The sequence below is a fragment of the Paenibacillus baimaensis genome (assembly GCF_025567575.1).
Genome location: NZ_JAOQIO010000022.1, coordinates 214,083 through 238,965 on the forward strand (window position 1 = coordinate 214,083; position 24,883 = coordinate 238,965).

General features: G+C 41.4%; 26 protein-coding genes. 23 read left to right on the forward strand and 3 right to left on the reverse strand.

All coding sequences use genetic code 11. The features are described 5' to 3' along the window. Window positions 1-668 precede the first annotated feature (668 nt). From OB236_RS09400 to OB236_RS09450, 12 genes are all read left to right on the forward strand, one after another. On the forward strand, window positions 669-1,073 hold the full coding sequence (locus OB236_RS09400; protein WP_262683740.1) for a hypothetical protein: 405 nt from the start codon (window positions 669-671) through the stop codon (window positions 1,071-1,073). A 236-nt stretch (window positions 1,074-1,309) separates the two neighbouring features. Continuing rightward, window positions 1,310-2,521, forward strand: coding sequence for a protein kinase domain-containing protein (locus OB236_RS09405; RefSeq protein ID WP_262683741.1), 1,212 nt, complete (start codon window positions 1,310-1,312; stop codon window positions 2,519-2,521). 852 nt (window positions 2,522-3,373) lie between these two features. After that, on the forward strand, window positions 3,374-4,006 hold the full coding sequence (locus tag OB236_RS09410; RefSeq protein ID WP_262683742.1) for a hypothetical protein: 633 nt from the start codon (window positions 3,374-3,376) through the stop codon (window positions 4,004-4,006). A gap of 234 nt (window positions 4,007-4,240) precedes the next feature. Further along, on the forward strand, window positions 4,241-4,675 hold the full coding sequence (locus tag OB236_RS09415) for a hypothetical protein (protein ID WP_262683743.1): 435 nt from the start codon (window positions 4,241-4,243) through the stop codon (window positions 4,673-4,675). 185 nt (window positions 4,676-4,860) lie between these two features. After that, complete coding sequence (locus tag OB236_RS09420; protein WP_262683744.1) at window positions 4,861-5,307, forward strand: oxidoreductase; 447 nt, start codon at window positions 4,861-4,863, stop codon at window positions 5,305-5,307. A gap of 273 nt (window positions 5,308-5,580) precedes the next feature. Next, window positions 5,581-6,390 (forward strand): barstar family protein, encoded by an 810-nt coding sequence (locus tag OB236_RS09425; protein WP_262683745.1) that lies wholly within the window; start codon window positions 5,581-5,583, stop codon window positions 6,388-6,390. A gap of 252 nt (window positions 6,391-6,642) precedes the next feature. After that, window positions 6,643-7,089: a DUF2569 family protein gene (locus tag OB236_RS40010; RefSeq protein ID WP_408638431.1), complete on the forward strand. Its 447-nt coding sequence runs from the start codon at window positions 6,643-6,645 to the stop codon at window positions 7,087-7,089. A gap of 887 nt (window positions 7,090-7,976) precedes the next feature. Beyond that, the gene (locus OB236_RS09430; protein ID WP_262683746.1) at window positions 7,977-8,798 is read left to right on the forward strand and encodes a DUF4184 family protein; all 822 of its coding nucleotides are present in this window, start codon (window positions 7,977-7,979) and stop codon (window positions 8,796-8,798) included. Between the two features lie 256 nt (window positions 8,799-9,054). Continuing rightward, window positions 9,055-9,225, forward strand: a complete 171-nt coding sequence (locus OB236_RS09435) for a hypothetical protein (protein WP_262683747.1) — start codon at window positions 9,055-9,057, stop codon at window positions 9,223-9,225. A 74-nt stretch (window positions 9,226-9,299) separates the two neighbouring features. After that, window positions 9,300-9,464, forward strand: a complete 165-nt coding sequence (locus OB236_RS09440) for a hypothetical protein (RefSeq protein ID WP_262683748.1) — start codon at window positions 9,300-9,302, stop codon at window positions 9,462-9,464. 73 nt (window positions 9,465-9,537) lie between these two features. Then, window positions 9,538-9,738, forward strand: coding sequence for a hypothetical protein (locus OB236_RS09445; RefSeq protein WP_262683749.1), 201 nt, complete (start codon window positions 9,538-9,540; stop codon window positions 9,736-9,738). Then, window positions 9,686-10,429, forward strand: a complete 744-nt coding sequence (locus OB236_RS09450) for a hypothetical protein (protein WP_262683750.1) — start codon at window positions 9,686-9,688, stop codon at window positions 10,427-10,429. Before OB236_RS09445 ends, OB236_RS09450 begins: the two co-directional genes overlap by 53 nt. Window positions 10,430-10,613: 184 nt before the next feature. On the opposite strand, the gene OB236_RS09455 is transcribed toward OB236_RS09450, so the two are convergent. Next, window positions 10,614-10,862, reverse strand: coding sequence for a selenium-binding protein (locus tag OB236_RS09455; RefSeq protein WP_262683751.1), 249 nt, complete (start codon window positions 10,860-10,862; stop codon window positions 10,614-10,616). A 96-nt stretch (window positions 10,863-10,958) separates the two neighbouring features. Here OB236_RS09455 and OB236_RS09460 point away from each other — a divergent pair, with 96 nt between their 5' ends. The 3 genes from OB236_RS09460 to OB236_RS09470 all read left to right on the forward strand — a co-directional run bounded on the left by OB236_RS09460 (window position 10,959) and on the right by OB236_RS09470 (window position 12,797). Then, window positions 10,959-11,090: a hypothetical protein gene (locus OB236_RS09460; RefSeq protein WP_262683752.1), complete on the forward strand. Its 132-nt coding sequence runs from the start codon at window positions 10,959-10,961 to the stop codon at window positions 11,088-11,090. Window positions 11,091-11,171: 81 nt separating this feature from the next. Beyond that, the gene (locus OB236_RS09465) at window positions 11,172-11,621 is read left to right on the forward strand and encodes an ArpU family phage packaging/lysis transcriptional regulator (RefSeq protein WP_262683753.1); all 450 of its coding nucleotides are present in this window, start codon (window positions 11,172-11,174) and stop codon (window positions 11,619-11,621) included. 267 nt (window positions 11,622-11,888) lie between these two features. After that, window positions 11,889-12,797 (forward strand): glycoside hydrolase family 10 protein, encoded by a 909-nt coding sequence (locus OB236_RS09470; RefSeq protein ID WP_262683754.1) that lies wholly within the window; start codon window positions 11,889-11,891, stop codon window positions 12,795-12,797. Between the two features lie 956 nt (window positions 12,798-13,753). Here OB236_RS09470 and OB236_RS09475 read toward each other — a convergent pair. Continuing rightward, entirely contained in the window at window positions 13,754-15,139 is a 1,386-nt protein-coding gene (locus tag OB236_RS09475; protein ID WP_262683755.1) for an MFS transporter, read from the reverse strand. 472 nt (window positions 15,140-15,611) lie between these two features. Between OB236_RS09475 and OB236_RS09480 the strand changes: the two genes are divergently transcribed. The 3 genes from OB236_RS09480 to OB236_RS09490 all read left to right on the forward strand — a co-directional run bounded on the left by OB236_RS09480 (window position 15,612) and on the right by OB236_RS09490 (window position 18,798). After that, a complete protein-coding gene (locus OB236_RS09480; protein WP_262683756.1) occupies window positions 15,612-15,938 on the forward strand; it encodes an ArsR/SmtB family transcription factor in 327 nt (108 codons plus the stop codon). After that, window positions 15,938-16,333: an SRPBCC family protein gene (locus tag OB236_RS09485; protein ID WP_262683757.1), complete on the forward strand. Its 396-nt coding sequence runs from the start codon at window positions 15,938-15,940 to the stop codon at window positions 16,331-16,333. The genes OB236_RS09480 and OB236_RS09485 overlap by 1 nt, the downstream gene beginning before the upstream one ends. A gap of 215 nt (window positions 16,334-16,548) precedes the next feature. Beyond that, entirely contained in the window at window positions 16,549-18,798 is a 2,250-nt protein-coding gene (locus OB236_RS09490; protein ID WP_262683758.1) for an excinuclease ABC subunit UvrA, read from the forward strand. Window positions 18,799-18,986: 188 nt separating this feature from the next. Here OB236_RS09490 and OB236_RS09495 read toward each other — a convergent pair whose 3' ends face one another. Continuing rightward, window positions 18,987-21,119, reverse strand: a complete 2,133-nt coding sequence (locus OB236_RS09495; protein WP_262683759.1) for a GMC family oxidoreductase — start codon at window positions 21,117-21,119, stop codon at window positions 18,987-18,989. 420 nt (window positions 21,120-21,539) lie between these two features. Here OB236_RS09495 and OB236_RS09500 point away from each other — a divergent pair, with 420 nt between their 5' ends. The 5 genes from OB236_RS09500 (at window position 21,540) to OB236_RS09520 (ending at window position 24,879) form a co-directional block, all read left to right on the forward strand. Beyond that, window positions 21,540-22,448, forward strand: coding sequence for an NUDIX hydrolase (locus OB236_RS09500; protein WP_262683760.1), 909 nt, complete (start codon window positions 21,540-21,542; stop codon window positions 22,446-22,448). A 20-nt stretch (window positions 22,449-22,468) separates the two neighbouring features. Next, window positions 22,469-22,951, forward strand: a complete 483-nt coding sequence (locus OB236_RS09505; protein WP_262683761.1) for an NADAR family protein — start codon at window positions 22,469-22,471, stop codon at window positions 22,949-22,951. A gap of 21 nt (window positions 22,952-22,972) precedes the next feature. Further along, window positions 22,973-23,443, forward strand: coding sequence for a macro domain-containing protein (locus OB236_RS09510; protein ID WP_262683762.1), 471 nt, complete (start codon window positions 22,973-22,975; stop codon window positions 23,441-23,443). Between the two features lie 43 nt (window positions 23,444-23,486). Further along, a complete protein-coding gene (locus tag OB236_RS09515; RefSeq protein ID WP_262683763.1) occupies window positions 23,487-24,353 on the forward strand; it encodes a TIGR02452 family protein in 867 nt (288 codons plus the stop codon). 103 nt (window positions 24,354-24,456) lie between these two features. Beyond that, a complete protein-coding gene (locus OB236_RS09520) occupies window positions 24,457-24,879 on the forward strand; it encodes a hypothetical protein (protein WP_262683764.1) in 423 nt (140 codons plus the stop codon). Window positions 24,880-24,883: the final 4 nt, after the last annotated feature.

Consider the following 24,883-nt stretch of genomic DNA (forward strand, 5'->3'; position numbering starts at 1 on the left):
CTAGTTCATAAAAAAGAACGCTACCGCGCATTCACTTGGGCTACGTCCTCCACATCATATTTCCAATTATTAATTAAAGCACATACGCGAGTAGCATGTAGTTCTTTATACAGATTCATCAATTTTTATCAACAGTTTTTATGGAATCATTACAAACATCTTGTTAGGACATATAGTCCCAATGATATGATTAATTATCTTTTACAATTTCATTAGAGCCGAAAGCATCGGAGGAGTGCAAAGTCTTTAAAGGCCTTGTGAGCCTCCTTTTTAATTCCCAATATTTACAGTCACTGTTATAATGGGAATTAAAAAGGAGGCTCGCTGGAGATATCCTTATCAAAATGAAATGATCCTGAAGAATCAATCTGGTCACTTCCTTTTACATTGGAAGTTCTTAAATAGCATTAATGAAGTTATGCTTATCTTAAAAACAATCTGAGACTTAAAGCCAATTTATATTTAAAATTATTCTTCAGGATTACGATCATACACAAAAAAATCGCAAATCGAGATATTCCCGAAGTTCGCAAATACTTCTAAAATATGATTGTTTTATGACATTTGCAATAAGACGTTAGCTGAAATTGCTGTAATGAATTGTTAAGATCATAGTTAAACCCACATTAAACACCATATTTATAACCTGTTAATGAAGGATGATTAATTTGTTTATTATTAGTGCTTCTAAGGAAAAATCTAGATGGGTGTCAGGAATATTCAAAGAAGAAGAAAATGCTCTTCAGTTCATTAACTCAATACCAGAAGACTTAAAGGAGTATCAACAATTAATCAAGCTAGAGAATTTAGAGTACCCGTTTTATATTAAAGAAAAGAACGGATTTGAGTTTGTAAATAAAGATGAAGTGATAAGAATTTTTGATGATATTGAGGTTTCTCAAGACGAGAAAATAGTGTATTTCAATATATATACCATTAAAACAGATTACCAACCTAAGAAACCTGGTACAGATTATATGGGAATACTATCGCACGATCATATTACAAATGATTTTTTAGAATGGTACAAGAAAGAGGGAATAGATTTTCTAATAAGAAGAGGAATTTTTTAAGTAGCTCAAAGAGGACAGCAACATCAGCTAACACCGTATCTACGCTGCGGCCTGACGGCCTTGGTCTGCAAGATGAATTTCAAGGAAGCGTATTCAGCAGACAACCCTGCACAGCCTAACCGCGTTGCGGCCAGTCGCTACACTCCTTTAAGGCAGTGAGGGCTCGTAGATACCCGAACGGTATAGGAAATCACGCAAATATATTAAAAAATTTAACAAATCGAGGGGTAATTAGTGTGAAAAACTTAGAAGGATTTCTAAATTTGAAAATTAGCCAAATATCAAATTATAAATCGGAAAAGGTAGTTCTATTCCGGAGTTTTTATGATGAAATACCTAATGACAAATTAAAAGAAATCTTTTCGATACTTCATTGCAGTATGAATGAATTATTTTCATATATTAATCACAAAAACTCTCCTGGTAGAGGTGGGCATTGTAACGCTCATGAGAGCAGGTTACTCATAGAGTTAATAGATTTTATTAGAGTCCTGCAAGCATCACTTGAAGATGATTATAATTTTGAAATAGCAGAAGAATATAAAGATGTCCTTGATATAAGTAGAACATTTTTATCCGGCAGTGGTGGAAGCCCAATCCCAGAGGACTTTAAGATTATTACACTAATTGAGGGTAAACCTGCATTTACGCTGATAGATTCAACGGTCGTTAATATGCCGGCTTCTAATAATTCAGTGAAATTGAAACAAATCGGTGAAGGATCTTACGCTAGAGTTTTCAAGTACAAAGATCCTTATTATGGTATTCAGTTTGTTATAAAGAGAGCAAAAGATAGTTTGAGAGTTGATGAACTTGAGCGGTTTAAAAATGAATTTAATGACTTAATGGCACTTGATTCTCCCTTTATTATCAAAGCATTTCTGTATAATGATGAAAAAAACGAATACATTATGGAGTTTGCGGATGAAACACTTGGAGAATATATTTTACGGAACAACAATACATTGTCTTTTGACAAACGGAGAGCAATAATAATTCAAATGTTAAATGCTTTTGAATACATTCATGAAAAGAAGTATTTACACCGAGATATTAGTTACTACAATATACTTGTTAAGCATTTTGATGACGGATCCTCAATAATAAAGGTATCCGATTTTGGTTTAGTAAAACGTCCTGAAAGCACATTAACAAGGCAAGGTACTGAGGTTAAGGGCGCTATAAATGATTACTCCGATCTTACATTAGTAGGATTTGAAAATTATGAAATAAAACATGAAACTTATGCCTTAACAAAGGTAATATATTTCATGCTAACTGGAAGACAATCGGATTATCATCGCGAGAAGAATATTAAACTTAAAGAATTTGTATTGAAGGGGATTTCTTCAAATAAAAATGAACGGTATAAAAATGTTGAAGAAATTAAGCGAGAATTGATAGTAGAAGTTTTCCCATCTTTACGTTCAAAGAGTCAAGTCAGTTAGTAAGTATTTCGGTGAAGGCGCTGACATCCTATAACAATGTGCTCACGCATCGGTGGACAATCCGCCTCGGTCCCGGAAGTGAAGTCGGAGAGGCTGTTGCCGGGACACATCCGTACCACCCAACCGCATCGCGGCCGCCCCTTGGGGGCTTAGGGGGGACGTCGTGAACACGGAAACGTTAGATGAAATCAGCCAATGATTTTAAAACTATTTAAGTTACATGGAGGGCATGTGGACAGAATATATAGACCTTTAGAAGAATATACAGATCAAGAGATAAAAACATATTATCTTCCAATGAGATAGATTAAATCTCAAGTTTACCTTTATCCGTGGGAGAATACTCATTTAGATTGGAAGGTTGCTCAGACTTTATGTGTTAAGTTATGCGATCATGTAGAACCTGATATAAGAGCAAATGCTGTATTAGGATTAGCTTATATTGCAAGAACAAAAAGAAAAATGGATAAACATATTGTAAAACCATTTATCCTAAAGAGAATTAAGAAATAATAAAAAACATAATTGGCGAATTAATGATGCAATAAATGATATTAATCTTTTCATGAAATGGGATATAGGGAAGAAAATAAGAAGCTATAAGTGAGAATTAATACTGTAGGAATTTGTAAGTAATTCGACGGAGTGGCTGACATCATATAACACCGTATCTACGCCGCGGCTTGACGGCCTGGGTCTGCAAGAGGGATATCGAGGAAGCGCATTCAGCAGACAACCCTGCACAGCCTAACCTCAGTCGCGGCCAGTCGCCCTGCTCCTTTAAGGCAGTGAGGATTCGGGACACTCAAACGTTATCCGAAATTAATGCAATATATTTAGGAGGCGCTCTTAATGGGGATAAAACTATCAAACATTCATATCCCAACTAGAGACATCAAAGAAATTATAGATTCTCTTCAATTGATATTAAGTATGAGAAATATTACATCACCCAATTTACAAGATCTGTTTGGTTTAGAAATAAATCCTGAGTTTGAAGCGATTTTAAAGGAATCTTCAAAATCAAAATATATTTTTTATCTTGGGCAAATGCGAGATGATTGGATCAGTATACTTAATGAAGGTTTTGGGTGGGGGGAAACTGAAGCATTTGGTGAAGAGATTTCCAAACATATAAATTCACCAGTTTTAACAATATCTTATTTTGATGATGATGTTTTGGATTTAAATATTTATATGAATGGAGAGCTTATTACTGGACATTTGTCATGTACAGAAGGAACAAAAGAAGGCTATGGTTTGGAAGATAAATTTGGAGACATTAGCACGTTAAGTCAGTTAGTTGGACATCAATACATAAATGACTTATTAAACTTTCTTGAAATTAAGAATTCTAGAGAAGCTTTAAATGAATTTGAACGAATAATAAACTTTCCATTATGGATTAAAGCAGATTGGATTAGTACTGATTTTATTGATAAAGATCTACAAAACAAGTATGTCAAATACGATTTTAATAAATAATTTTTACTGTAATTCGAAGTAGGCATTAATTTCTGATAACACCGTATTCACGTTGCGGTCGGCTCACGCCGGCCTTGGTCTGCCAGAAGATAATTCGAGGAAGCGAAGTCAGGCTGACAACCTGCGAAGTTAAGTCTTCGACCCTGTGCTACGCAACTTAAGCCTCTCAGGTTCGTGAATACAAGAACGTTATCGAAAATTAATGAAAATATGGTTTTTTAAGGAGTTCCAAATATGAGCTATATTAAGAACGTTCCTAATTTGACTATTCTTGAAGAAATAGCTATATCAAATAACTATAAGTTAAATAAAGATTTGGATCCAGGATCTGAATTTGAAATTTACAATGAAGAAGTAGTAAGTGGATTCTCATGTATCATGACGAGTGATTATGGTCTCTTTAGCATTGATATTATAAACATACAAGACGGAAATCTTATTACTACTCTAAAACGGATTTTAGAGGAATATGGTCTAGAAACAGAAAATTTAATAACTGATATTGAAGACTGCATGAAGAATCAAGATGAAATTTTAACTGATTATACTAGATATTGGGTTAGTTATCGCCCATACTCTGAAGCGAATGGGGTTCTAGTTAGATACAGAGCATTTGTAGAAGATAATGATTTTTTAGGGGAATTCGAAGAGGTCATTAATATCCGATAACACCATATCTACGCGTCGGCCTGACGGCCTTGGTCTGCCAGAGGAATTTCGAGGTAGCGTAATCAGCAGACAACCCCGCACAGCCTAACCACGTCGCGGCCAGTCGCTAAGCTCCTTTAGGCAGTGAAAGTTCGTAGATACCCAAACGTTATGTGAAATCCCTGCAAGTAATATTAGGAGAAAATATGAAAACAATAAATTACTTAGAAACTAGACCTTCACGTCGATTTGACGAATCTGATCCCGATCAAGTAGGAAATAAAAACACCAAATTTGCTGATCTAATTATTGATGGTAGATCACTTTATCAGATGCTCAGAATGCATGATATGGTTCCATGTCTAGGGTGGGGCAGCGAAGAGAATCAAAGACAAAAGATTGATTATTTTCTACTGAAAGAACAACATGAATATATGTATAACAGATACCCAATACTAGTTTGCCCTTGGTGCGGGGATGAAGAGTGTGGCTTTATCTCAGTTAGAATTGAAAGGGAAGAAGATGTTGTTATATGGAAGGACTTCAAGAAAGAGCATGACAACAAAATTATTAATATAGGGCCATTTTATTTCAATTGGGATAACTACGAAAAAGCCATTAATGATACTTTTGGAACTGCAGGAATTCAATAAATTTATGATTAGTAATTCGAAGAAGGCAGGGACTTCACCTAACACCGTATCTACGCTGCGGCCTGAAGCTTTGGTCAGCAAGAGGGGTTTAGAGGAAGCGTAATCAGCAGACGACCCTGCACGGCCTAACCGCAGTCGCGGCCAGTCGCTATGCTCCTTTAAGGCAGTGAGGGTTCGTGGACACCCAAATGTTATAAGAAATCGCTGAAATATATTAAAAAATCATCATAGATAAAACAAAAGAAGCTATAAAATTTTTTGAATGGGGCCTTCATGGAGAATAAATTTTCTGTAATCGATGATGAAAGTGGATTAACTGTTGGAACATGTAGTCATATTACCGGTTTGACTGGGGAGGACTTAGTTCTAATTAATGACGAATCTTTTAATATTATCACTTTAATGGATTTTCAATTTAACGAAATTTTTAAAACGTATTGTTTAGAAAAAAAGAAATACATAAACAATTTGCAATTAATCATATTAAATAAATTTGGTACTCAAATAGGCCGTTATTATTTTTATTTAAGTGAACCTATTTATTTTCATAAGTTTGGTTTTTGGAAAGGTAGAATTACTCGATTAATAGGAATTTTACCTAATACAGCTAGTAATGAAGCATTAGTCCTTTGGAATTCATGGAGGGTTGCTTTTCCAGAAGAAAGCGATACGTGGATAAACCTAACATACAAACAACGAATAGGGTGGCTTGAGGTTATTAGGCTTTTCAATGGTGTGTACTCTTCGTTTGATAGAACAAAGGATAAAAAAGGTGGAACTTATTATTTAGACGGAGTACACATTAGAGACCGAGCTTCATTTTACTGTTCTTTAGGAGAAGCGATAAACGGACCGGGTGGTTATTTTGGAGTCTGTTTGGACAGTCTTTCAGATTGTCTTTGTGGAGGTTTTGGGGCACAACCGCCTTTCACAATTCAGTGGAAGAATGTTGATTTATTTTTAAATAACAACCATATAGACAATGAAGAAAATAAAAACTTAAATCACGACAATAGAGTTTACTTTACATCAATATTAGAGCTGTTTGTTAATAATAATATTACAGTGATTTTCTCACCTTAAGTAAGGATATAAAAGTAACTCAATGAGGTCAACGGCTTCTTATAACACCATATCCACACTGCGGAGCCTGGTGGCTCCTTTGTCTGCCCGAGGCATTTCAGGGGGAGTTGATTCAAGCAGACAACTCGGCGACGCTAAGTCCGCAAGCGAACCCAGCGCTGCCGGGCTTTAAGCATCTCGGGATCGTGGATATACAAACGTTGCAAGTCCATTATAAGAACCTATTCAACCTATTAACTCGGAGGATCGTAGATGCGAATAGAAAACAAAGTTCAAGAACAATACCCCAGATCTATTGGAGGATGGCTCATATTATATCTTGGGCTGATTATTATTAGCACAGCTTTATATGTATGGGGATTAATCAGGGAGATACCAATAATTTACAATACTTTTGAATACACTAATGGATACGAACTCTTTATATCATTAGTACTACTTATGGGGACATTTATTAAATTGATTACTTCAATAATCATATTGATGATGTTTGTTTCGAAGAAGAGTAGTGCCGTTAAGATAATAATTCTACTTGAGTTATTTTGTATATTAATTAGATTGCTGGGTATAGGAAATATTACAATGTATAATAATTTTCCGTCACAATACTTCGTTTCCGTACTTTTTATTGCGATTAGTTTAGCATGGATAATATATTTCAAAAAATCCAATAGAGTCAAAGAAACATTTATGATCTAATGACATGTTTGGAAGTAAGTCTACAAAGGCAACAACATCCTATAACACCGTATCTACGCTGCGGCCTATGGCCTTGGTCTGTAAGAGGGATTTCGAGGAAACGAATTTAGCAGATAACCCTACGCGGCCTAACCGCATCGAGGTCGGTCCTACGGACCTTAAGGCAGTACGCAATTCGTTAAAAACATTATAGAACAACTTGATTCTCAAAATCTATTTTCAAACCAAAACTACAAAGAATATCAACACCTAGAATTGCATCAAAACCATAGGGTTCCTTTGTAAGTCCTCTAATTCCAGTAAATGGATGTTCAATTACTTCAATAAATTCATTTCCTGAATAGAATACATAGAGTTCTCTAGTTGGCTGGATTCATGTAATCTGATATAACTGACATCTCTTCAACGAACATTAAAATAATTAAATAAATAAACTTTTATTTTTGAGGGGTGTCAGCAATCATGAACAAGTACATAAAAGGGATATTACTAACATTTATATACATATACTTTTTTGTTTTCTACACTGTATCTCTTTATTTAATTACTAACTTGATATTAGTGGACTTCTTTAGAGCGAATAGTTCAACTGCAGATGAATTTTTAACATTTATAAAGCAAACAATCGTTTTTGCAGGCATTTTATCAATAATACTTATATTAATTATTCATTTATTATGGAGAAAGAAGAGAAGAGTATTTTATGTAGTTAGTGTACTAACTTTAATATTATCAATAGTTGCTATATTTATATTAATCAATTCGGATATAGGTGGACCAGTAAGAATAAAAAAACAAATTTTCAGCTTAATGTGAGGAAGTGATTTATCCTTCAGATAACATCGTATTCCCACAGGGGGCGGCTACGCCGACCTAGGTCTGCAGATGTGGATTTAGCAGACAACCCTGCATTGGCGAATATTTTCGGGGTTGATTATCAGTTTTTTACGGGGAGTGATTTTTTGCCATTTACATTTGCCCATCCATTATATTCATTTCCAATTAAATTTATAAAACCACGATATTTTAGTTTATCGGGACTTATTCTGGGAAGTATGTCTCCCGATTATGAGTATTTTATTGCACTAGAGCCATATCAAACCATAGGGCATACACATAAAGGACTTCTTTTACAAGGGCTTCCCTTATGTGTAGTCATTTTATTCTTGCTGCACCTAATTAGGAAACCTTTAATATTACATCTGCCCTCTATGTTCCATATCGATGTGAAAGCCTACCAACTAATCAGATTCTTTGATTTTCGAGACATAAAAAATTGGATTGTGTTTTTACTGTCTGTTGTTATTGGTTTCTATAGTCATATTTTTTTGGATGCATTCACTCATAAATCAGGTTATTTTGTCATGAATTATCCCCTTTTACAAAACATCTATGTTTCAGTTCCGTTATACAAGTTACTTCAACACGTACTCTCTTTAATAGGTATGTTGGTTCAGATATTACTAATCGTATGGTTTTTAATTAAAACCCCTTTTTCCACAAAAAATTTCAGTGAAATAGGTCCGAAGAGAAAGATAATTTATTGGCTTATCGTACTTATAATAGCGATAGTCGTCGTTATTGCAAAGCTATACTTTACTTCAAGCACAAATGTATTAGGGATGATTATTGTCTCTTCAATTTCAGGATTCTTTCTAGGACTAGTAGTAGCAAGTTTAATCTTTCGAAAGAGACTGCGATATAGATAATGGCTCCATCTGAATATCTTCGTTTCCTCAATCGGTCAGTCTATGGCCTCCCCAAAGCTGACATTTACTTCCATAATTTAACATTGTGTTCAATTGAAGCAGATATGTCTATACATCTTAACGTTATAAAGCAGTTTAAATTTGGAGAAATGGTTCAGATTTGGTTTCTATTGTCACTATATGCTATTCAACCGATAAGGGAGCCAATATAATGAACTTAAAATAGGTATACCAAATCGTTTGGGGGTATACAGGCATGAAGAAGCGGCGGCCAGATAACTATTTTTCTAATATGTTTATTAAAATGACGCTGGTAACAACACTACTGGTGATGGTGCTTTCGCTGTTTTTTTACATCTATTTTAAAAGCTACAACAGTAAACTGATCAACCGGTCAAACGAAGAAATTATGCATCAGGTCATCTAAATGCCGAGCAGGTTCATACTTATGTCAGGAACTACACGGTTACTTTATCCAATAATCTGGATGCGGTCAATCTCATGAACGGACAGAATCTGTCCATTTACGAGCAGCTCAGCAGTATGAGGGCGCTTGATCTTATGCTGAAATCGAATCCGTATATAGGTTCGTTTTATGAGTACAATGGTCAGGAGGATATGTATTATATTATAGGCTCCAATCCGCTGATACGCCGGGGGGAGTGATTTTGGTCCCTGGGCGGCAACTGTCCTGAAGAAGGGCAGCACCTTTCCTAAGCTTGCTCCTATCCCAAGAAGGATGCCTCTCAGCGAAACGAACCCGGAGCAGACCATTCTCAATCAATTGACCTTAGGAAGTTTCGATACTCTGGATAACAAAAGCTTCTGGTTCGTCAGCCGAGATGGTGGAGTGATGGCGCATACCAATCCCGAGCAATTTTTGACAAATGCCGCAGAAATCATTGTCGGATTTGCTTCTGATCGGATTCCCCCCGAATAAGAAAGAAGGCGAATGGCTGCACGAATATGGAATTACGTTGGACCCCGGCAGGGCTGTCGCCGTTGCGGTGATGAAAATCGATCACTATAGCGAATTTTGCGAACGGTACAAGCAGATCGATAGAGCGCTGCTCCGATATGCTCTCACTAACATCACCGGCGAAATTATATCAGAGTTTCATACCTGTGAAGCGGTTGATTTGGATGAAGACGTTGTTGTATTGATCTTGAATACGGATGAGGAAGGCAAATTATCGGAGAATGGAAGGCTGGAACTATCCCGATCCCTGCATCAGGTGCTCGAAAGCTTTGAACGCTATTGTTTACTGACGGTATCGGTCATCGTGAGCGAGGCGGCGATGAATCTGAGAGAATTACCCTACATATATAAGGATGCGTTGGATTTATCCAATGATCGGCTGAAATATGGACACCGATGCATGCTCTTTCGAGAAGATCGGTTTGCAGATTCGCCGCAATCTTTCCCAATCGACCATCCGCTTGTCGAGCAACTGCTGGGTGCGATTAAGGAAGGAAAACAGGAATACAGTGGTTGGAGCAATTATGCGAGAGAAAAATCACAATTCCACGGAAGAGAACAAGCGATTAGAGAAATTCGCTTCGGGACAAGCAATCCAGCTTGGGTGGAAACCCTCATGAATTTTCCTCCTGGATCGACGGAAGTGGATTGAATCCACTGGATGCGCTACGGGAATCCATTCAGCAGTACTCGCAGCCATCAAGTAGATCAATGACATGATGCGAACGATATGACCTTACCCTTCGCCCAACAGCATATGCTTGGCGCAGCGGAGGCCGTATTAATATTTTTGCTTATCGGGAGGGGAAGTAACACCTCCTGGCCTACAGGGATGATCAATCTTTGAATTTAACCGCTGTGCCAGTACTCAGAAATTTATATGTATTTGGAATAAAAATAACCGAGAATCCTATAATAGCTTCTGCGCCAGCTTTATATGCTTGCAATTGTAGTTTACGTGTTACATCACTCATTGATGATCCGTCTTGAGACAAAAATTTAACGTATCCTACTTCTCTACCCGGAAAATAATCGATTGTTGCTATTGGAATCAGATCACTATGCTCATAAATGTTGACTACCAATATAATCAGCTCCTTTAGATATTCATCACCTATTTAAAGAATCGGTTTTAATTGAATTAAAATCAAGCGAATCAATAACAAGGAGGTTTTTAAAAAATGCAAAAATGGCAGCAGGAACTCATATTTATCAAACGAGATGCTAACGGCGTAATCGCGGCTATAAGTGAACGAACGCCAGAAGGGTACGTTGAGGAAAAAAGCACGGACGAGTCGCAAGATAAGGTGTAATAAAAAATTCCCAAGCGTTAGCCTTGGTCGGAGGCGGTGGGAATAACCGTTTCTATCATAACACTGGGGATGGGATTATACATGGCAAAACAGATGCAAATTTCAATGGCAATCTATCAGATTGATGAAGAAGCAACCAAGGACACAGTAGAGAAATACCTAGGTGATGCTCGTGAGTATCAAGTCACTGAGTACATCCCTCTTGAGCAAAAGATAACGCCAAGCTACGAGTCGCGCTTTCACGGCAACACGAACACAGTCAGTTCTCCAGTCGAAAATATTGCTATTCAAAATATAGAAGAACAAGAGAATCGTAGAAAGCACATTGAACGTGCAGAAAGGGCTATTAACTGTCTTGGCACCCGACACCAAAAGCTGATACGGGTACGCTTCATGGAGGACGATTATGTTTCAGATACGGACGTAGCAGCAGAGCTTGGTTACAGCGATCGGCATTACCGCCGAATGAAGTCGTTGGCGATCTATAGATTGGCAGGTATACTTGGTTTGGTGGTGCTGAAGGATGATTAAATAAAGGAATGAAAATGTATAGAAGGAAACGAAAAGTTGAGTTTAGGAATGTATCTTGCCTCCAGACATAAGCCCATTACAGTACATTAAAAAAACAATACGCTTTTTACAATAATACATTACAAACAGCCATGACCCATCATTAGCCTTCCATTTTCACGCTTATTCTACCAACAATCGTACTTTATAAAGAACGAATTTTTGGTTATAATTAAAAATCTGGAGCGAGATGGTCCAAATCATACTTTTTTATGAAGGAGAACGTCCATGAAATGTTCATTGTCTAGACTGGCCATAAAAGCAGTCGTGTTAAGTCTTGCTGTTACTTTTGTTTTCTTCTCTTCACTTACTGGCTTCGTGAGTAAATCATATGCCGAAGATCAACAAATCGTTGCGACATGGCTATGGAATACATACTCAATTTGGAAAGAGAAAGACAAAACACTTGATTTTCTTGGTCGAAACGGTATCAATCTTTTGTATCTGCAAATTGATGTAGATATACCTTCCGATGTTTATAGTACCTTTATTAGAGAAGCTGAAAATCGTGGTATTAAAGTTCATGCTTTAGGTGGATCCCCCGAATGGGTCCTACCCGAGCAGCAAGGGAAACTGTACCAGTTCATAGATTGGGTGAACACATACAATAACAGCGTTCTTCCCAGCGAACGATTTAACGGTATCCATCTTGATGTGGAGCCGTATGTGCTTCCGCAATGGCGGAGTGACCCAGATAAGATGCTAGGGCTTTGGATGGATACGATTAGCGGTTTTGTCCAGCAAGTCAAAGCAGATACACATTTAACTACTGGTGTAGATTTGCCGGTGTGGCTAGATAGGTTTAACGTCCCTGATGGATACGGTGGTAGAACTACGCTTTCGGATTGGATGATCCGCAGGCTGGATCAAATCTCCTTGATGGCCTATATTGATAATGCCGAGGACATTATCAAATCCGTTTCGAATGAGTTGGTTGAAGCTGAAAAAGCCAGCAAGCCGGTCATCATTGGGGTGGAAACCCTCAACAATAACGAAGAGCACAGCAGCTTTTATGCAAAGGGAAGATCCCAAATGCAAAGTGAATTGAATACGGTAATCCGAACACTCTCGAGCAAATCATCTTTTGCCGGATATGCCATTCATGAATATGAAAGCTGGACTTCTTTAAAAGATTAAGATTTCAGTCAATCTGTTCTTTTTAATGAACTAAAGCGATACAAATCATATCCGTTCTAAGACCGTTCTGAGGCCGCTTTATGTCCGATTCTTTGACGAAAGGCGTGGTATGATTGTATTGTAGCAAAATTGGATACGAACTAATGAGGGGCGCCGCTGGTGTCCTTTTTTTGTTATCCATTTAACCAATTGGAGGTCAACACCATTACTTTAGATATTTAAAAGGGAAATCCTTCCTAATGTCGAAATGTGATGGTGGGAGGTGCTACAGTGCCAAAATGTGCAAGATGTAACGGGACAGGTAAGTACAAAGTTTTTTGGATTTTTAAAGATTGGTGTGATGTCTGCGAGGGGCGGGGGACCCATTCCTCATATGGAACACGTAGATTAGCAAAGGTTGCACATAATAGAGATGACTTTGAAAGTGTTTCGAGCTCTTGGAGTTTTTCCGCTAATGAAAGCTCCTCTCAGAGCTACCGTGATAGTAGTAGTTCAAGCAGTTGGGGGAATTCAAACGATTCAAACGATTCAAGTGATTCAAGTAGTAGCTATAGTTCATCAAATGACGACTCGGGAAGTTCATACGATTCAGATAGTGATAGCTCCAGCGGTAATTCATCAAATGATTCCGACTGAGTATATTAAAAGCTAAATCGAAAAAAGTCTTTCCGCCGTTCCAAATCTCAATAGCGTAAGCATCCAGCATATCATGGTTCTCATGATTGCCATCAATGATAAGGTCGTGAATGGTTTATCTCTATGCAACCATTTGAATAGTAGTTCTGTTAAATCAGGCGTAAAAGTCTTTCCGTTATCAAAGAGGGTAGAGATAGTACCGTGACGACGTGATGAGTTTCTCATCGGAAGTCAGCATCATTGTTATATTTTAAAAGTCAGGTTCTTGTCATCAATCGATGTCAAGAACCTTATTACATTCCCGATCAGTCTACCTGACCCTACGACTCTTCCAATTGCCCTGACTTTCGGCGCCGCCAACTCATGAATACCAGGGACAATGCAATTACCGAGAGGATAGCCCCAAGTAGCTGAAATCCCCCGTCGCTGAACTTATCTCCCATTATGATGCCTAGCAGCAATGAAGAGAGAATGGTTCCCAGGTATCTCGATGTCATAAATACTCCGGATGCTACACCGATTATTTCTTTTGGAGAACTTTGGAACAAGGCTGCTTGCATACCTACATTGTTCAACCCGTTGCTAATACCGAATGCAGCCAAAGCCAGACACACGCTGATAACCGGTGAAGTTTGATTCAATGTCACGAGCCATACAGAGCCAAATGTCATCAGAATTGCAGACAACAGCAATGCCGGTCGTGGTCCTGATTTATCTATCCATCGTCCTGCTATGGGAGAAACAACGAGCGAGCACAAACCTAAACTTAGCATGAGAATACCTGTATGGAATTCACTTACATGACGTACCATTTGCAAATAGGATGGAAGCCCGAAAAAGAGCGAGTAATAAAGTACGTTAACGAGTATAAATTCGATATTGACCCAAGTCATTGCAGGATATTTGGCAAATGTGCGTAAAGGGATAAAGGGAGACGTTACTTTTAACTCATGTCGTACGAAAGCCCCCAATGCAACGAGGCCTATCAGCCCGACAATAACATGCTCAAAGGAGACATGCCCAGATGATTTTGCTGACAGTAATCCAACGAGTAGGGCAACCAGACCCACTGTGAAGAACAGGATTCCTGACGCATCAATCAAATCAAACCATTTACGAATGGACATGCCCTGTGCAACGGATGTTGGCGATTCGTCCTTAGGGATATTCCTCCAAGCTAATAGAAAGCTCGTCACCACGAACGGAATATTGACCAAAAAGATAGCAGGCCAATCCCACCAGTGAATCAAGACCCCACCAATAAAAGGTCCAATTGCTGCCGCTCCTGACAGGAATATGGACATAACTGATAACGCAGACGCTTGTTTCTCCGTAATATGAATTCGCACAATGGCCATTCCAACTGAAACCATCATGCTTGTTCCGATGGCTTGCACAATGCGGAACACAATAAGCCACCCAAAGTTTGGCGATAATGGGGCTAATAATGAGGCAACGAAGGAAACAATAAGCCCGGCAAGAAATATCTTCTTTCGACCGAATATATCACTGGCCTTTCCCATGACAGGTTGAGCGATGCTACTTGCAATGTAGAATGAAAAAATAATCCAGGAAACACCTGTAAAGTCAAGATGGTACACATTTTGCAGTCTTGAAATAGCAACAGAAATCATCGAAGAATTTAATGGGTTCAATAGCATCCCCAGTCCAACGGATATCAACAACCACCTACTACGAACAATCATTTTTGGTCCTCCCCAAAGCGTAATAATATCATCGTACTTGAAATCACTTATTTATTCCAACGCATTTTATGTTATGATTCCATTGACTTAATGGAATGACTGAAGGGTGTAACATGGAACTTCTTCGGAAGCAAATTCCTTCCCTAAATATGTGTATGAGGGAGATGAACCTGCAAGGCTTGGAATTCCGTGAGGTTGTAGTAGCATATTTTGAGTCGATATTTAACAGACAATTTAATCATGCGGCACCACTGTTGGCGGGTGAATCAGATTACTGGACGAGCCCCGAGTCGGGGTCCGTTTCAAAATGTGTTGACACGACACTGAATGGTGTCATACAATCATAAAGACACTAAATGGTGTCGGATTAGGAGTTCTAGCCTCGTGGGCGCTGCGTTCGTAGAGCCGCATACTTTAAGAAGGTTGTGAATTATCGGATGTCCCTTGGTAATAATAGTTAGGAGAGGGTGTTGTGAGCGATAACAACCAGTTGCGGGATGTGTATGACGCGATTGCAGATCCAACTAGGCGCCAACTGATTCGTCTGTTAGCAGAGGCAGAGGAGATACCGCTTCATGAATTAACAGTGCAGTTTCAAATGGGCCGTACTGCTGTATCCAAGCATTTGACAATTCTTAAAGAGGCCGGGCTGGTGCTTGACCGGAAAGTCGGCAGAGAAACGCGATTTAGGCTAAACGCCTCTCCACTCAGAGAAATTCAAGATTGGGTGGCTTTCTACAGCAAATTCTGGAGTGCGAATATGTTGCGATTGAACCAACTATTAGAGGAGGATGAATAATGAGTTTAACATTATCCTTGGATTTTCAGTTCACGTCATCGATCGAAAAGGTTTGGTCCGCCTTAACCGATTCAAGCAAGCTTGCCAAGTGGACCATGGAAAATGATTTTAAGCCTGTCGTAGGACACCGTTTTCAGTTTCGCACTCAGCCGACCGAATGGTGGAATGGAATTATTGACGGCGAAGTGCTTATCGTGGACGTACCAAACCTGTTGTCCTATACTTGGGCTAGCGGAGAGAAGCACACGGTCACCTGGACGCTGCAGGATTTAGGGGACGGAAAGGTTAACCTTCATCTCGAACAAACCGGAATCTCAAATGATCAAGCACTCGCAGGGGCTAAGTATGGCTGGGGTAATTGGTTCCGCGAGTTTGAAAAGGTGTTGGAACAATAACCGCTTTCGGTATTAAACGATAGTTAAATAGCCCAACCTCATAAAACAGATCACTTCATGGTAGTATCTAATGCCCATCAAGTGATCTGTTTTTACACGTATGTCGGCTTTTCTGATTTCAATTTACTTGAGAACGGAAAAACCGATCTGTCTAAACCGCTTTCTTGCGGTGTTTCATCGGATAAGGATCTTAATAAGAGTAAGGAGAATATCTTATGACCCAAGAATATATTGAAATCCGCGGCGCACGGGAAAATAACCTTAAAGATGTATCTTTGCGCATTCCCAAGCGCAAAATCACCATATTTACCGGTGTATCCGGTTCCGGTAAATCGTCGATCGTTTTCGATACCATCGCCGCCGAATCTCAGCGTCTGCTGAACGAAAACTTCAGCATGTTCGTCCGCAACTTTCTGCCGCGTATTCCGCAACCGGATGCAGACGCAATCGAAAATCTTAGTATGGCGGTTATCGTCGACCAAAAACGCTTGGGCGGCGGCGCTCACTCGACTATGGGCACGATTACAGATATTGCACCTATACTTCGGCTGTTATACTCACGTGTGGGTCAACCTTACGCTGGTAATGCCAATGCCTTTTCATTCAACGACCAGCAAGGCATGTGCTCGGAATGCAACGGTGTCGGCCGCAAGCTCGGAGTTGACTCGAAGAGAGCATTGGACATATCCAAATCACTCAACGAAGGTGCCATCATGCTTCCAGAGTATGGCGTCGAAAGCTGGGATTGGAACATTATTACCCAGTCAGGTTTGTTTGATAATGACAAAAAGCTTGTCGATTACACCGAGGCAGAAATGGAACAGCTTCTGTATGGCAAACCGTATAAGGTTGAAATGCAAGTTGGAGGGAAACCTGTAAAATTTACCTCCGAGGGTATCATTGAGAAGTTCAGCGGCAAGTACATCAAGCGAGATCTCAAAACGAGGCCGGAGCGCACTCAGAAAATGGTAGAGCCGTTTATAACCGAAGGTCCATGCTATCTTTGCCACGGCGCCCGTCTTAGCCAAGCGGCTCTTAGCTGTAAAATCAATGGTAACAATATTGCCGAACTGTCTTCCATGGAGGTAGGTCGACTGATTGAGGTCGTTAAGGAAATAAATGATCCGATAGCGGCACCTATGGTTAAAGCGTTAACGGAAAGACTGCAGCATCTGGTTGATATTGGCCTGGAATACCTCAGCCTCGACCGTGAAACCGACACTTTATCAGGTGGAGAATCACAGCGTGTCAAAATGGTCAAACACCTGAGCGGCAGTCTCGTGGATGTGGTATACATTTTTGATGAGCCGAGCGTTGGCTTGCATCCCCGAGATGTGCATCGGCTTAATGAATTGCTGCAAAAACTGCGCGATAAAGGCAATACAGTCATTGTCGTCGAACACGACCCCGATGTGATTCAAGGAGCCGATCATATAGTCGATGTCGGTCCTTTTGCAGGCAGCCGTGGCGGCACCATTGTTTACGAAGGCAGCTATTCCGGACTGCTGCAGGCCGATACCCTGACGGGCAAGCATATGAAACAGTCGATGCCGCTTAAGGATCATTTTCGTCCAGCAACGGGCAAGCTATCCGTCGTGGGCGCCAATCTGCACAACTTGAACAATGTTAGCGTCGATATACCAACGGGTGTATTAACGGTAGTGACAGGCGTTGCCGGTTCCGGCAAAAGCACATTGATCAACGAGGTGTTTTTGCAAAAGCATCCTGATGCGATAGTGATCGATCAGGCAGCTGTAGGTGTCTCGACCCGTTCGAATCCAGCCACGTACACGGGCATCATGGACGATGTGCGCAAGACCTTTGCATCAGCCAACAAAGTGAAACCCGGCTTGTTCAGCTTTAATTCCACGGGTGCCTGTGAAAACTGCCAAGGTCTTGGAGTTGTTTATACCGAGTTGGCATTTATGGAAACCGTTAAAACAACCTGCGAAATATGCGGCGGCAAACGTTTCAAAGAGGAGGTACTCGCTTACAAACTGGGCGATAAATCGATCGCCGATGTGCTGGAGATGACCGTACAACAAGCCCTCTCTTTTTTTGATATCAAAGAAGTTGTGCGCAAGCTGCAGGCGATGAGTGATGTGGGACTGGATTATTTGACACTCGGCCAGCCGCTCAGCACACTATCGGGCGGTGAGTGCCAACGCATCAAGCTGGCCAGCGAGTTGCATAAAAAGGGAAGTATTTACGTCATGGACGAGCCGACGACCGGGCTGCACATGTCGGATATCGCCCATCTGCTTGCTATCATGAATCGTCTGGTAGATGCCGGAAATACAGTCATTGTGATCGAACATAACCTGGATGTGATCAGAAACGCCGATTGGATCATAGATATGGGGCCCGAAGGCGGCAGCAATGGCGGTAAAGTCATATTCGAAGGCACGCCAAAACAGCTTTTAAGCACAAAACATTCACTGACAAGCAAGTATATGAGAAGTTGATTGATATTCGCCTTTTCCGTTGGACATTTCTCAACCTGAAAGAGCTTGTACATGACTGTCCCCTTTAGATACATCCAATCTAATGACAGGGCTCATTCAACCACATTTTGGCCTGTGGCTGCGCTGAGTCATAGCATATCAGCAAGCCACAGGCATGTTTTTTTATAGGAATAGCTCCAAGCATTTCGCTACGCTTGTTTCGCCAGGTTTTCTGCTGTGCGGAAAGCCAGGGCAAGAATCGTCAATACCGGATTAACGCCGCCATTGGTCACGTGTACGGAGCCGTCACTCACCCAGAGATTGTCGTATCCATGTACACGTCCAGAGGGATCGGTGACTGATGTCAAAGGGTCGTCACCCATGCGCAGTGTTCCCGCCTGATGCTGCCCAGCACTTAGCCCTCCACCTGGTCGAGTTCGCCAAACCCGACGTGCTCCGGCAGCCCAGAGCCAAGTCTCCGCTTGCTCTGCTAGCATGGCAGCGGCTCGAAGAGACTCGGGATGGACACTTCCTGAGAGTTGGGCCACGGGCATTCCGAAGAGATCTTTGACCGTTGGCGAGAGCCGCACTCTTGATTCTGCGGTCGGGATCTCTTGGATCGGTCCCTGAACATGACTGGTACGCAGGTAACTCTCCCGCATCGATTCCTTGCCTGCGCTTCCCCATCGCACCGCATCCGGCGCAAGTGCCCGATTCCAGTGAATGAGCGGCAGCCGGGTGAACTCGTTGGCAAGCATTCCGCCCCCGACAATCCCGCCCGCGTTACCGTGGGCAAAGCGACAGGTGGCAATACTCACTCCAGGTCCAAGACCGTCTTGGACCTGCTCATCAAAAAGGGCGTAGGCACCCGTATAGACATGACCCTGAAGGTTTCTTCCTACTTGTCCGTTCCGATTGCCTACCCCATGTGGTTCTGCATCGTTCGCCGAATTGAGGAGTAGGCGCGCACTTTCGATAGCTCCGGTTGCAACCATCACGTGCGCTGCTCGCACTTGCCGATGTTGGATCGAGCCAGCTACCGACTGCACAAGGCGAACCCCAGTGGCGTGCCTTCCTGCTTCGGTGTCGATGCGCTCCACCATGGTATCGCATATCAGGTCGCAGTTGCCGGAAGCGATGGCCCTCAATAACATCGTATTGTGGCCACCATTCTTGCTGTTGGTCGGACAGGCGAATCCGACACACTGGCCGCACCGCCCACAGGCCGGTCGACCGTCACGTTCGACGGAGTTGATGAGAAGAGGAACCGGCCCCACATTCCATCCCAATTTTGCTGCTCCCTGAGCCAAGCGTTCTGCTTCCAGTGTCCTCGGGAGAGCTGGCATTGGAAAAGGAAGTCGCTGCCTCCCGCGACCAGCGTGGGCATCACCGTCCCCAGAGACACCAACTTCCCACTCTGCCCGCTCGTAATAAGGTTCGAGTTCATCATAGTTAATCGGCCAATCGCTGAGCGAACTCCCGTCTGGAATCCCATAGCGAGTCGCCATACGAAAGTCATCCGGATGAAATCGCCAAGCTTGTGCCCCGTAGACTCGTGTGCCGCCACCCAGCGTCATTGCGTTATTATGATAGTCTCCTTCGAAGGGTGCTGTAATCCGCTCGTCTCCGTTGGCCACAAGAATTGAGCGAGGATGACCTTCGGACTCTGGTCCTGTGTTATGGCCGTATTTGCTATAACGATGATTGCGCGCATGATCTCTTCCTATCTGACTGTATCGCAGCCAGCTTCCGCGTTCGACGACGAGAACATGCAGCCCCGATTCGGCCAATACAGCCGCTGCTACCGAGCCACCTGCCCCAGCACCCACGATGATAACATCATACTGGTCTTGAAGCTGATCGAAGGTCACTTGGGATGGATCGGTTTCTAGGATCGGTTCATGGGTTTCGGAGACGGGCCCTGGAAGAAATCCAATCATGTCCCACGACTTACCCTCGCGATTCCCACCAGCCTCAGGACTTCCATAGTAACCTTCGATAACCAGACTCAAAAGGGTAGCGAAGAAGTGTTTAGGTGAAACGGACCAGTCCTGAACCTGATCACGTTCAAGGTCATGCAGCAGTGCGTCTTGCTCGTTTGCTGACAGTTCAGAAAACGGTCGACGATAGAGATTGATTGCTTCTGCATCCAGAGCACGAAGTCCGGGTTCAATCAATTCGATCCAGGTAGTGACATCCTCGCTGACACGACGTTCCAGGTATGTCAGGACTCCCCCATCGGTTGCCGATGGCCATGTATCTTCCGGAATCATCCGGTCGGCGACCGCCTCCAAGATAGGTCGCAGCTCGCTCAAATAATTCTTCTGATCGCCTAGTTTCATTTGCGTTCACCATCCAATGTCATTCGGCTTACATCATAATTACTCATCCTCATGTTCGTTTTCTCCTTTATTCGTCGGATTGTCCACTCAATCCCATGAACAGTTTTGATCATCAACATCTACTCATCTTTATCTGAAAGCGTTGTCATGGAGAAGGGAGGATGTATACCCTTCTAACCTCTAGTCTATCACGTGCCCTCGGATTCCCGCTAGACAATTCCAGATCCAGTGGGCACAACTGCTCAATTAGATACAGGTGGGAATGGTATGCCAAACAGCCGTGATAATTTAAGGTGGGTGCCTTCGAGAATTATTAGTATGTTTATTTGGAATGTATTGACATTAGGTAATGGTGTTGGTATATAATAACAAGTAGATAATAACACTTTGATAATATCAATATAAAAACGGGGGATTACTATGACTGAACCTTCATCCATCCGTGACCGGAATGGTCTGACCGAGCAAGAATACTTACAGGCTTATGATGCAAGTATATATGAGCGACCTTCTGTTACTGTGGATATGCTCATTTTCACCGTCTTGAATAAAGAGCAGGATAATTACAGGAAGCTCCCTGAGAAATCTTTACAGCTTCTGCTTATTAAAAGAGGAGAACACCCCTTTATAGGTCAATGGGCTTTGCCTGGAGGCTTTGTATCTGTACACGAGCGAGTAGAGGATGCAGCTCTAAGGGAATTGAAGAGTGAAACCAACATCGAGAACATATACATGGAGCAATTGTTTACGTGGGGTGATGTCGAACGTGATCCAAGGACGCGAGTTATTAGCTGTTCGTATATGGCGCTTGTGGACCGTACGTCTTTAGATATTCAGGCGGGAGATGATGCTGCTGACGCTAAATGGTTCGAGGTGGCATACCATGTTTTTCAAGAGAAGAAAACTAACCTGGATCATGGTTATGAACTTGAAAAGCTTTTGAAAATAACGCTTCGAAATGGTTTAGAGACTGTGTCCGCAACCGTAAAAATTGTAGAGGTTGTGAGCGGCCGATCAACAAGAGTAAGCCGTGAGGTTGTAGACTCACAAGGAATCGCTTTCGACCACGCGAAAATCATCGAATATGCTATAGAAAGGCTGCGAAACAAGATTGAGTATACAGACATCGCTTTTAATCTTATGCCGCCATTATTTACATTATCCGAGCTTCAGCAAGTCTATGAGGTGTTACTTGGAAAAGAACTCTTAGCGGCAGCATTTCGGAGAAAAATGGCATCCATGGTCATCGAAACAAATGAATTTACGAAGGATGCAGGGCACCGTCCCTCCAAGCTGTACCGATTTAATCCAAATTGGAATCGAAATTAAATAAGTTAGGATTGATTAATATGGAGAAATTCACCTTTTTTTACCGGACGGAGTCACCCTTTTCACAGTGGCATCCGGCAGAATTTGTTGTAAGTAGAGTACCATTCAACTGCTCAGAGCAGTTCATGATGTACCAAAAGGCCAAACTATTTAAGGATGAAGAGATGGCAGAGAAAATTCTGCTAGCCAAGTCACCGGCTGAACAGAAACAACTTGGAAGAATGATTCGAAAGTTTCATAAAGAAGAGTGGGAAATGCACTGCAAGCAATTTGTGTATGACGGAAACTATGCGAAATTTACTCAAAATCAACATCTGCTGGAAAGATTACTGGAAACTAAAGGAACAACATTAGTTGAAGCAAGCCCTACGGATCGAATATGGGGTGTAGGTTTGTTGGAGAGTAGCTCCCAAATTAGGAACCGTAAGACATGGAGAGGAACAAATTGGTTAGGTGAGGTGTTGACGAATCTGAGGGAGGACCTTATCTCGCAGATGAAATAGAAGTGTGAAAAAGAAAGCGAAGTGATTATAGTGACGACGCGCATAGTTAAAAGTGATCTATTACGAGCATCCGAACACATTATTGCTCATCAAGTAAATTGTCAAGCTGTGATGGGTTCAGGTGTAGCTAAACAAATTAAACATCATTATCCCAAGGTGTATACAGAATATTTGCAGTTTTGCCATCAGAATAAAGAGAATTTGCTGGGGCTCTGCCAATTCGTCGCACTTGATCAGGGATCTACCAAGTATGTAGCAAATTTATTCGGACAGCAAGACTTCGGTAGAGATGGTAAGAAATATACAAACGATGATGCTTTAAGAAATGCTCTAAATGAACTGTGTAAGTTTGCCAAAACGAATAAGTACTCTATTGCATTTCCATATGGAATTGGTTGTAATCGAGGGGGTGGAGACTGGAGCGTAGTCTCGAAAATGATAAATGATATATTCAAAGATGAGGAAGTTACACTTTATAAATTCACACCCTAACTAACTATTAAAAGTTAATGTACATGGAGAGAAGAGAAGCTATATGAATAAATCAACGAATAACAGAGAAGTAAGATCACAAATGGCCAAAGAAACTTTGGACATTCTGGAAAAGGGTTTTTATATCAATTTGCAAGGAAGTAGAGTCCCTCTTAAAAAGGAAATAGAGAAGGCAATATGTGACACTATTCTTTATGTGCCTGATATGCTGCCCGTTATCAAGAAGGATATGATCGCTAGAATTGCACACGGACGAGAAACGCTCACCTCAATCGAAGTTACGGCTGAAACTACTTTGGAGGCGGCTAGACGGATTGTCTTAGATCATAGATATGGCGATACGCTGTGTCTCAACTTCGCATCAGCGAAGAATCCAGGAGGAGGCTTTCTTGGTGGGAGTCAGGCACAGGAGGAAAGTTTGGCTCGATCTTCAGCCTTATATCCGTGTATTGAGCCTATGAATGAAATGTACACCTATAATCGTAATTTAAAGACATGTCTGTATTCTGACTACATGATCCATTCTCCCAAAGTACCAGTATTCAGGGAGGATATTGGTAAGCTCTTAGCGGAACCTTTCCTTGTTTCAATACTTACTGCACCTGCTGTCAATGCCGGCGTTGTCAGAGAGCGTGAACCACACAATGTAGTAAAGATTAATCCCGTCATGAGCGAGAGAATTCGATATATTCTTTCAGTCGCAGCCCTCCATGGAGATAAATCAATTATACTTGGAGCTTATGGCTGCGGAGTCTTCAAAAATGATCCCAATGACGTTGCGCAACTATTTAAGCAGGTGCTCATTGAAGAGGGATACCATACTTTATTTGATAAGATTGTTTTTGCAATTATAGACAAATCAGATGCTAAACGTACCTTGAATATTTTTAAAAAGCATTTAATAGGCTAATTGTGATAGATGTATATATAGAATAAAGATCATTACTACTGTTTCTAACTGGAAGGCATTGGGTAAGGGTATTAAGAGTAATGTCACTTATTGGGGGCGCTTTGTGTTGATCGTGTTCATAACGGTAAAAAGCCTGGGCAAAAAAAATTCAGTATTGGACAAGAAAGAGTGGCGGCTAAGTGGGGTACCCGAGAGCTTACGATCCTTGCTTGTCGATGTGGTCACCACCAATGTCAGGCAGTTTAATGACCGCGAAGCCGGGGTGACGTTGGTTCCGTATTTGACTCAGGGCGAAATCGACGTACAGAGCCGTACGGGGAAAGTTGGCTTTGGAACTTTATATAACGAACAGAAGGCTAATTTGGAGGAAGCCGTGATGACGGCTATTTCCGCTTATGAGGATGGCTTGTATAAGGTGTTTATTAACGGCGTAGAAATCGAGCTGTTGGATGGACCCTTGGTCGTGCAGGAAAAAGACGATATCGCATTGATCCGGTTTACGATGTTGGCAGGAAGACTATGGTAGGGGG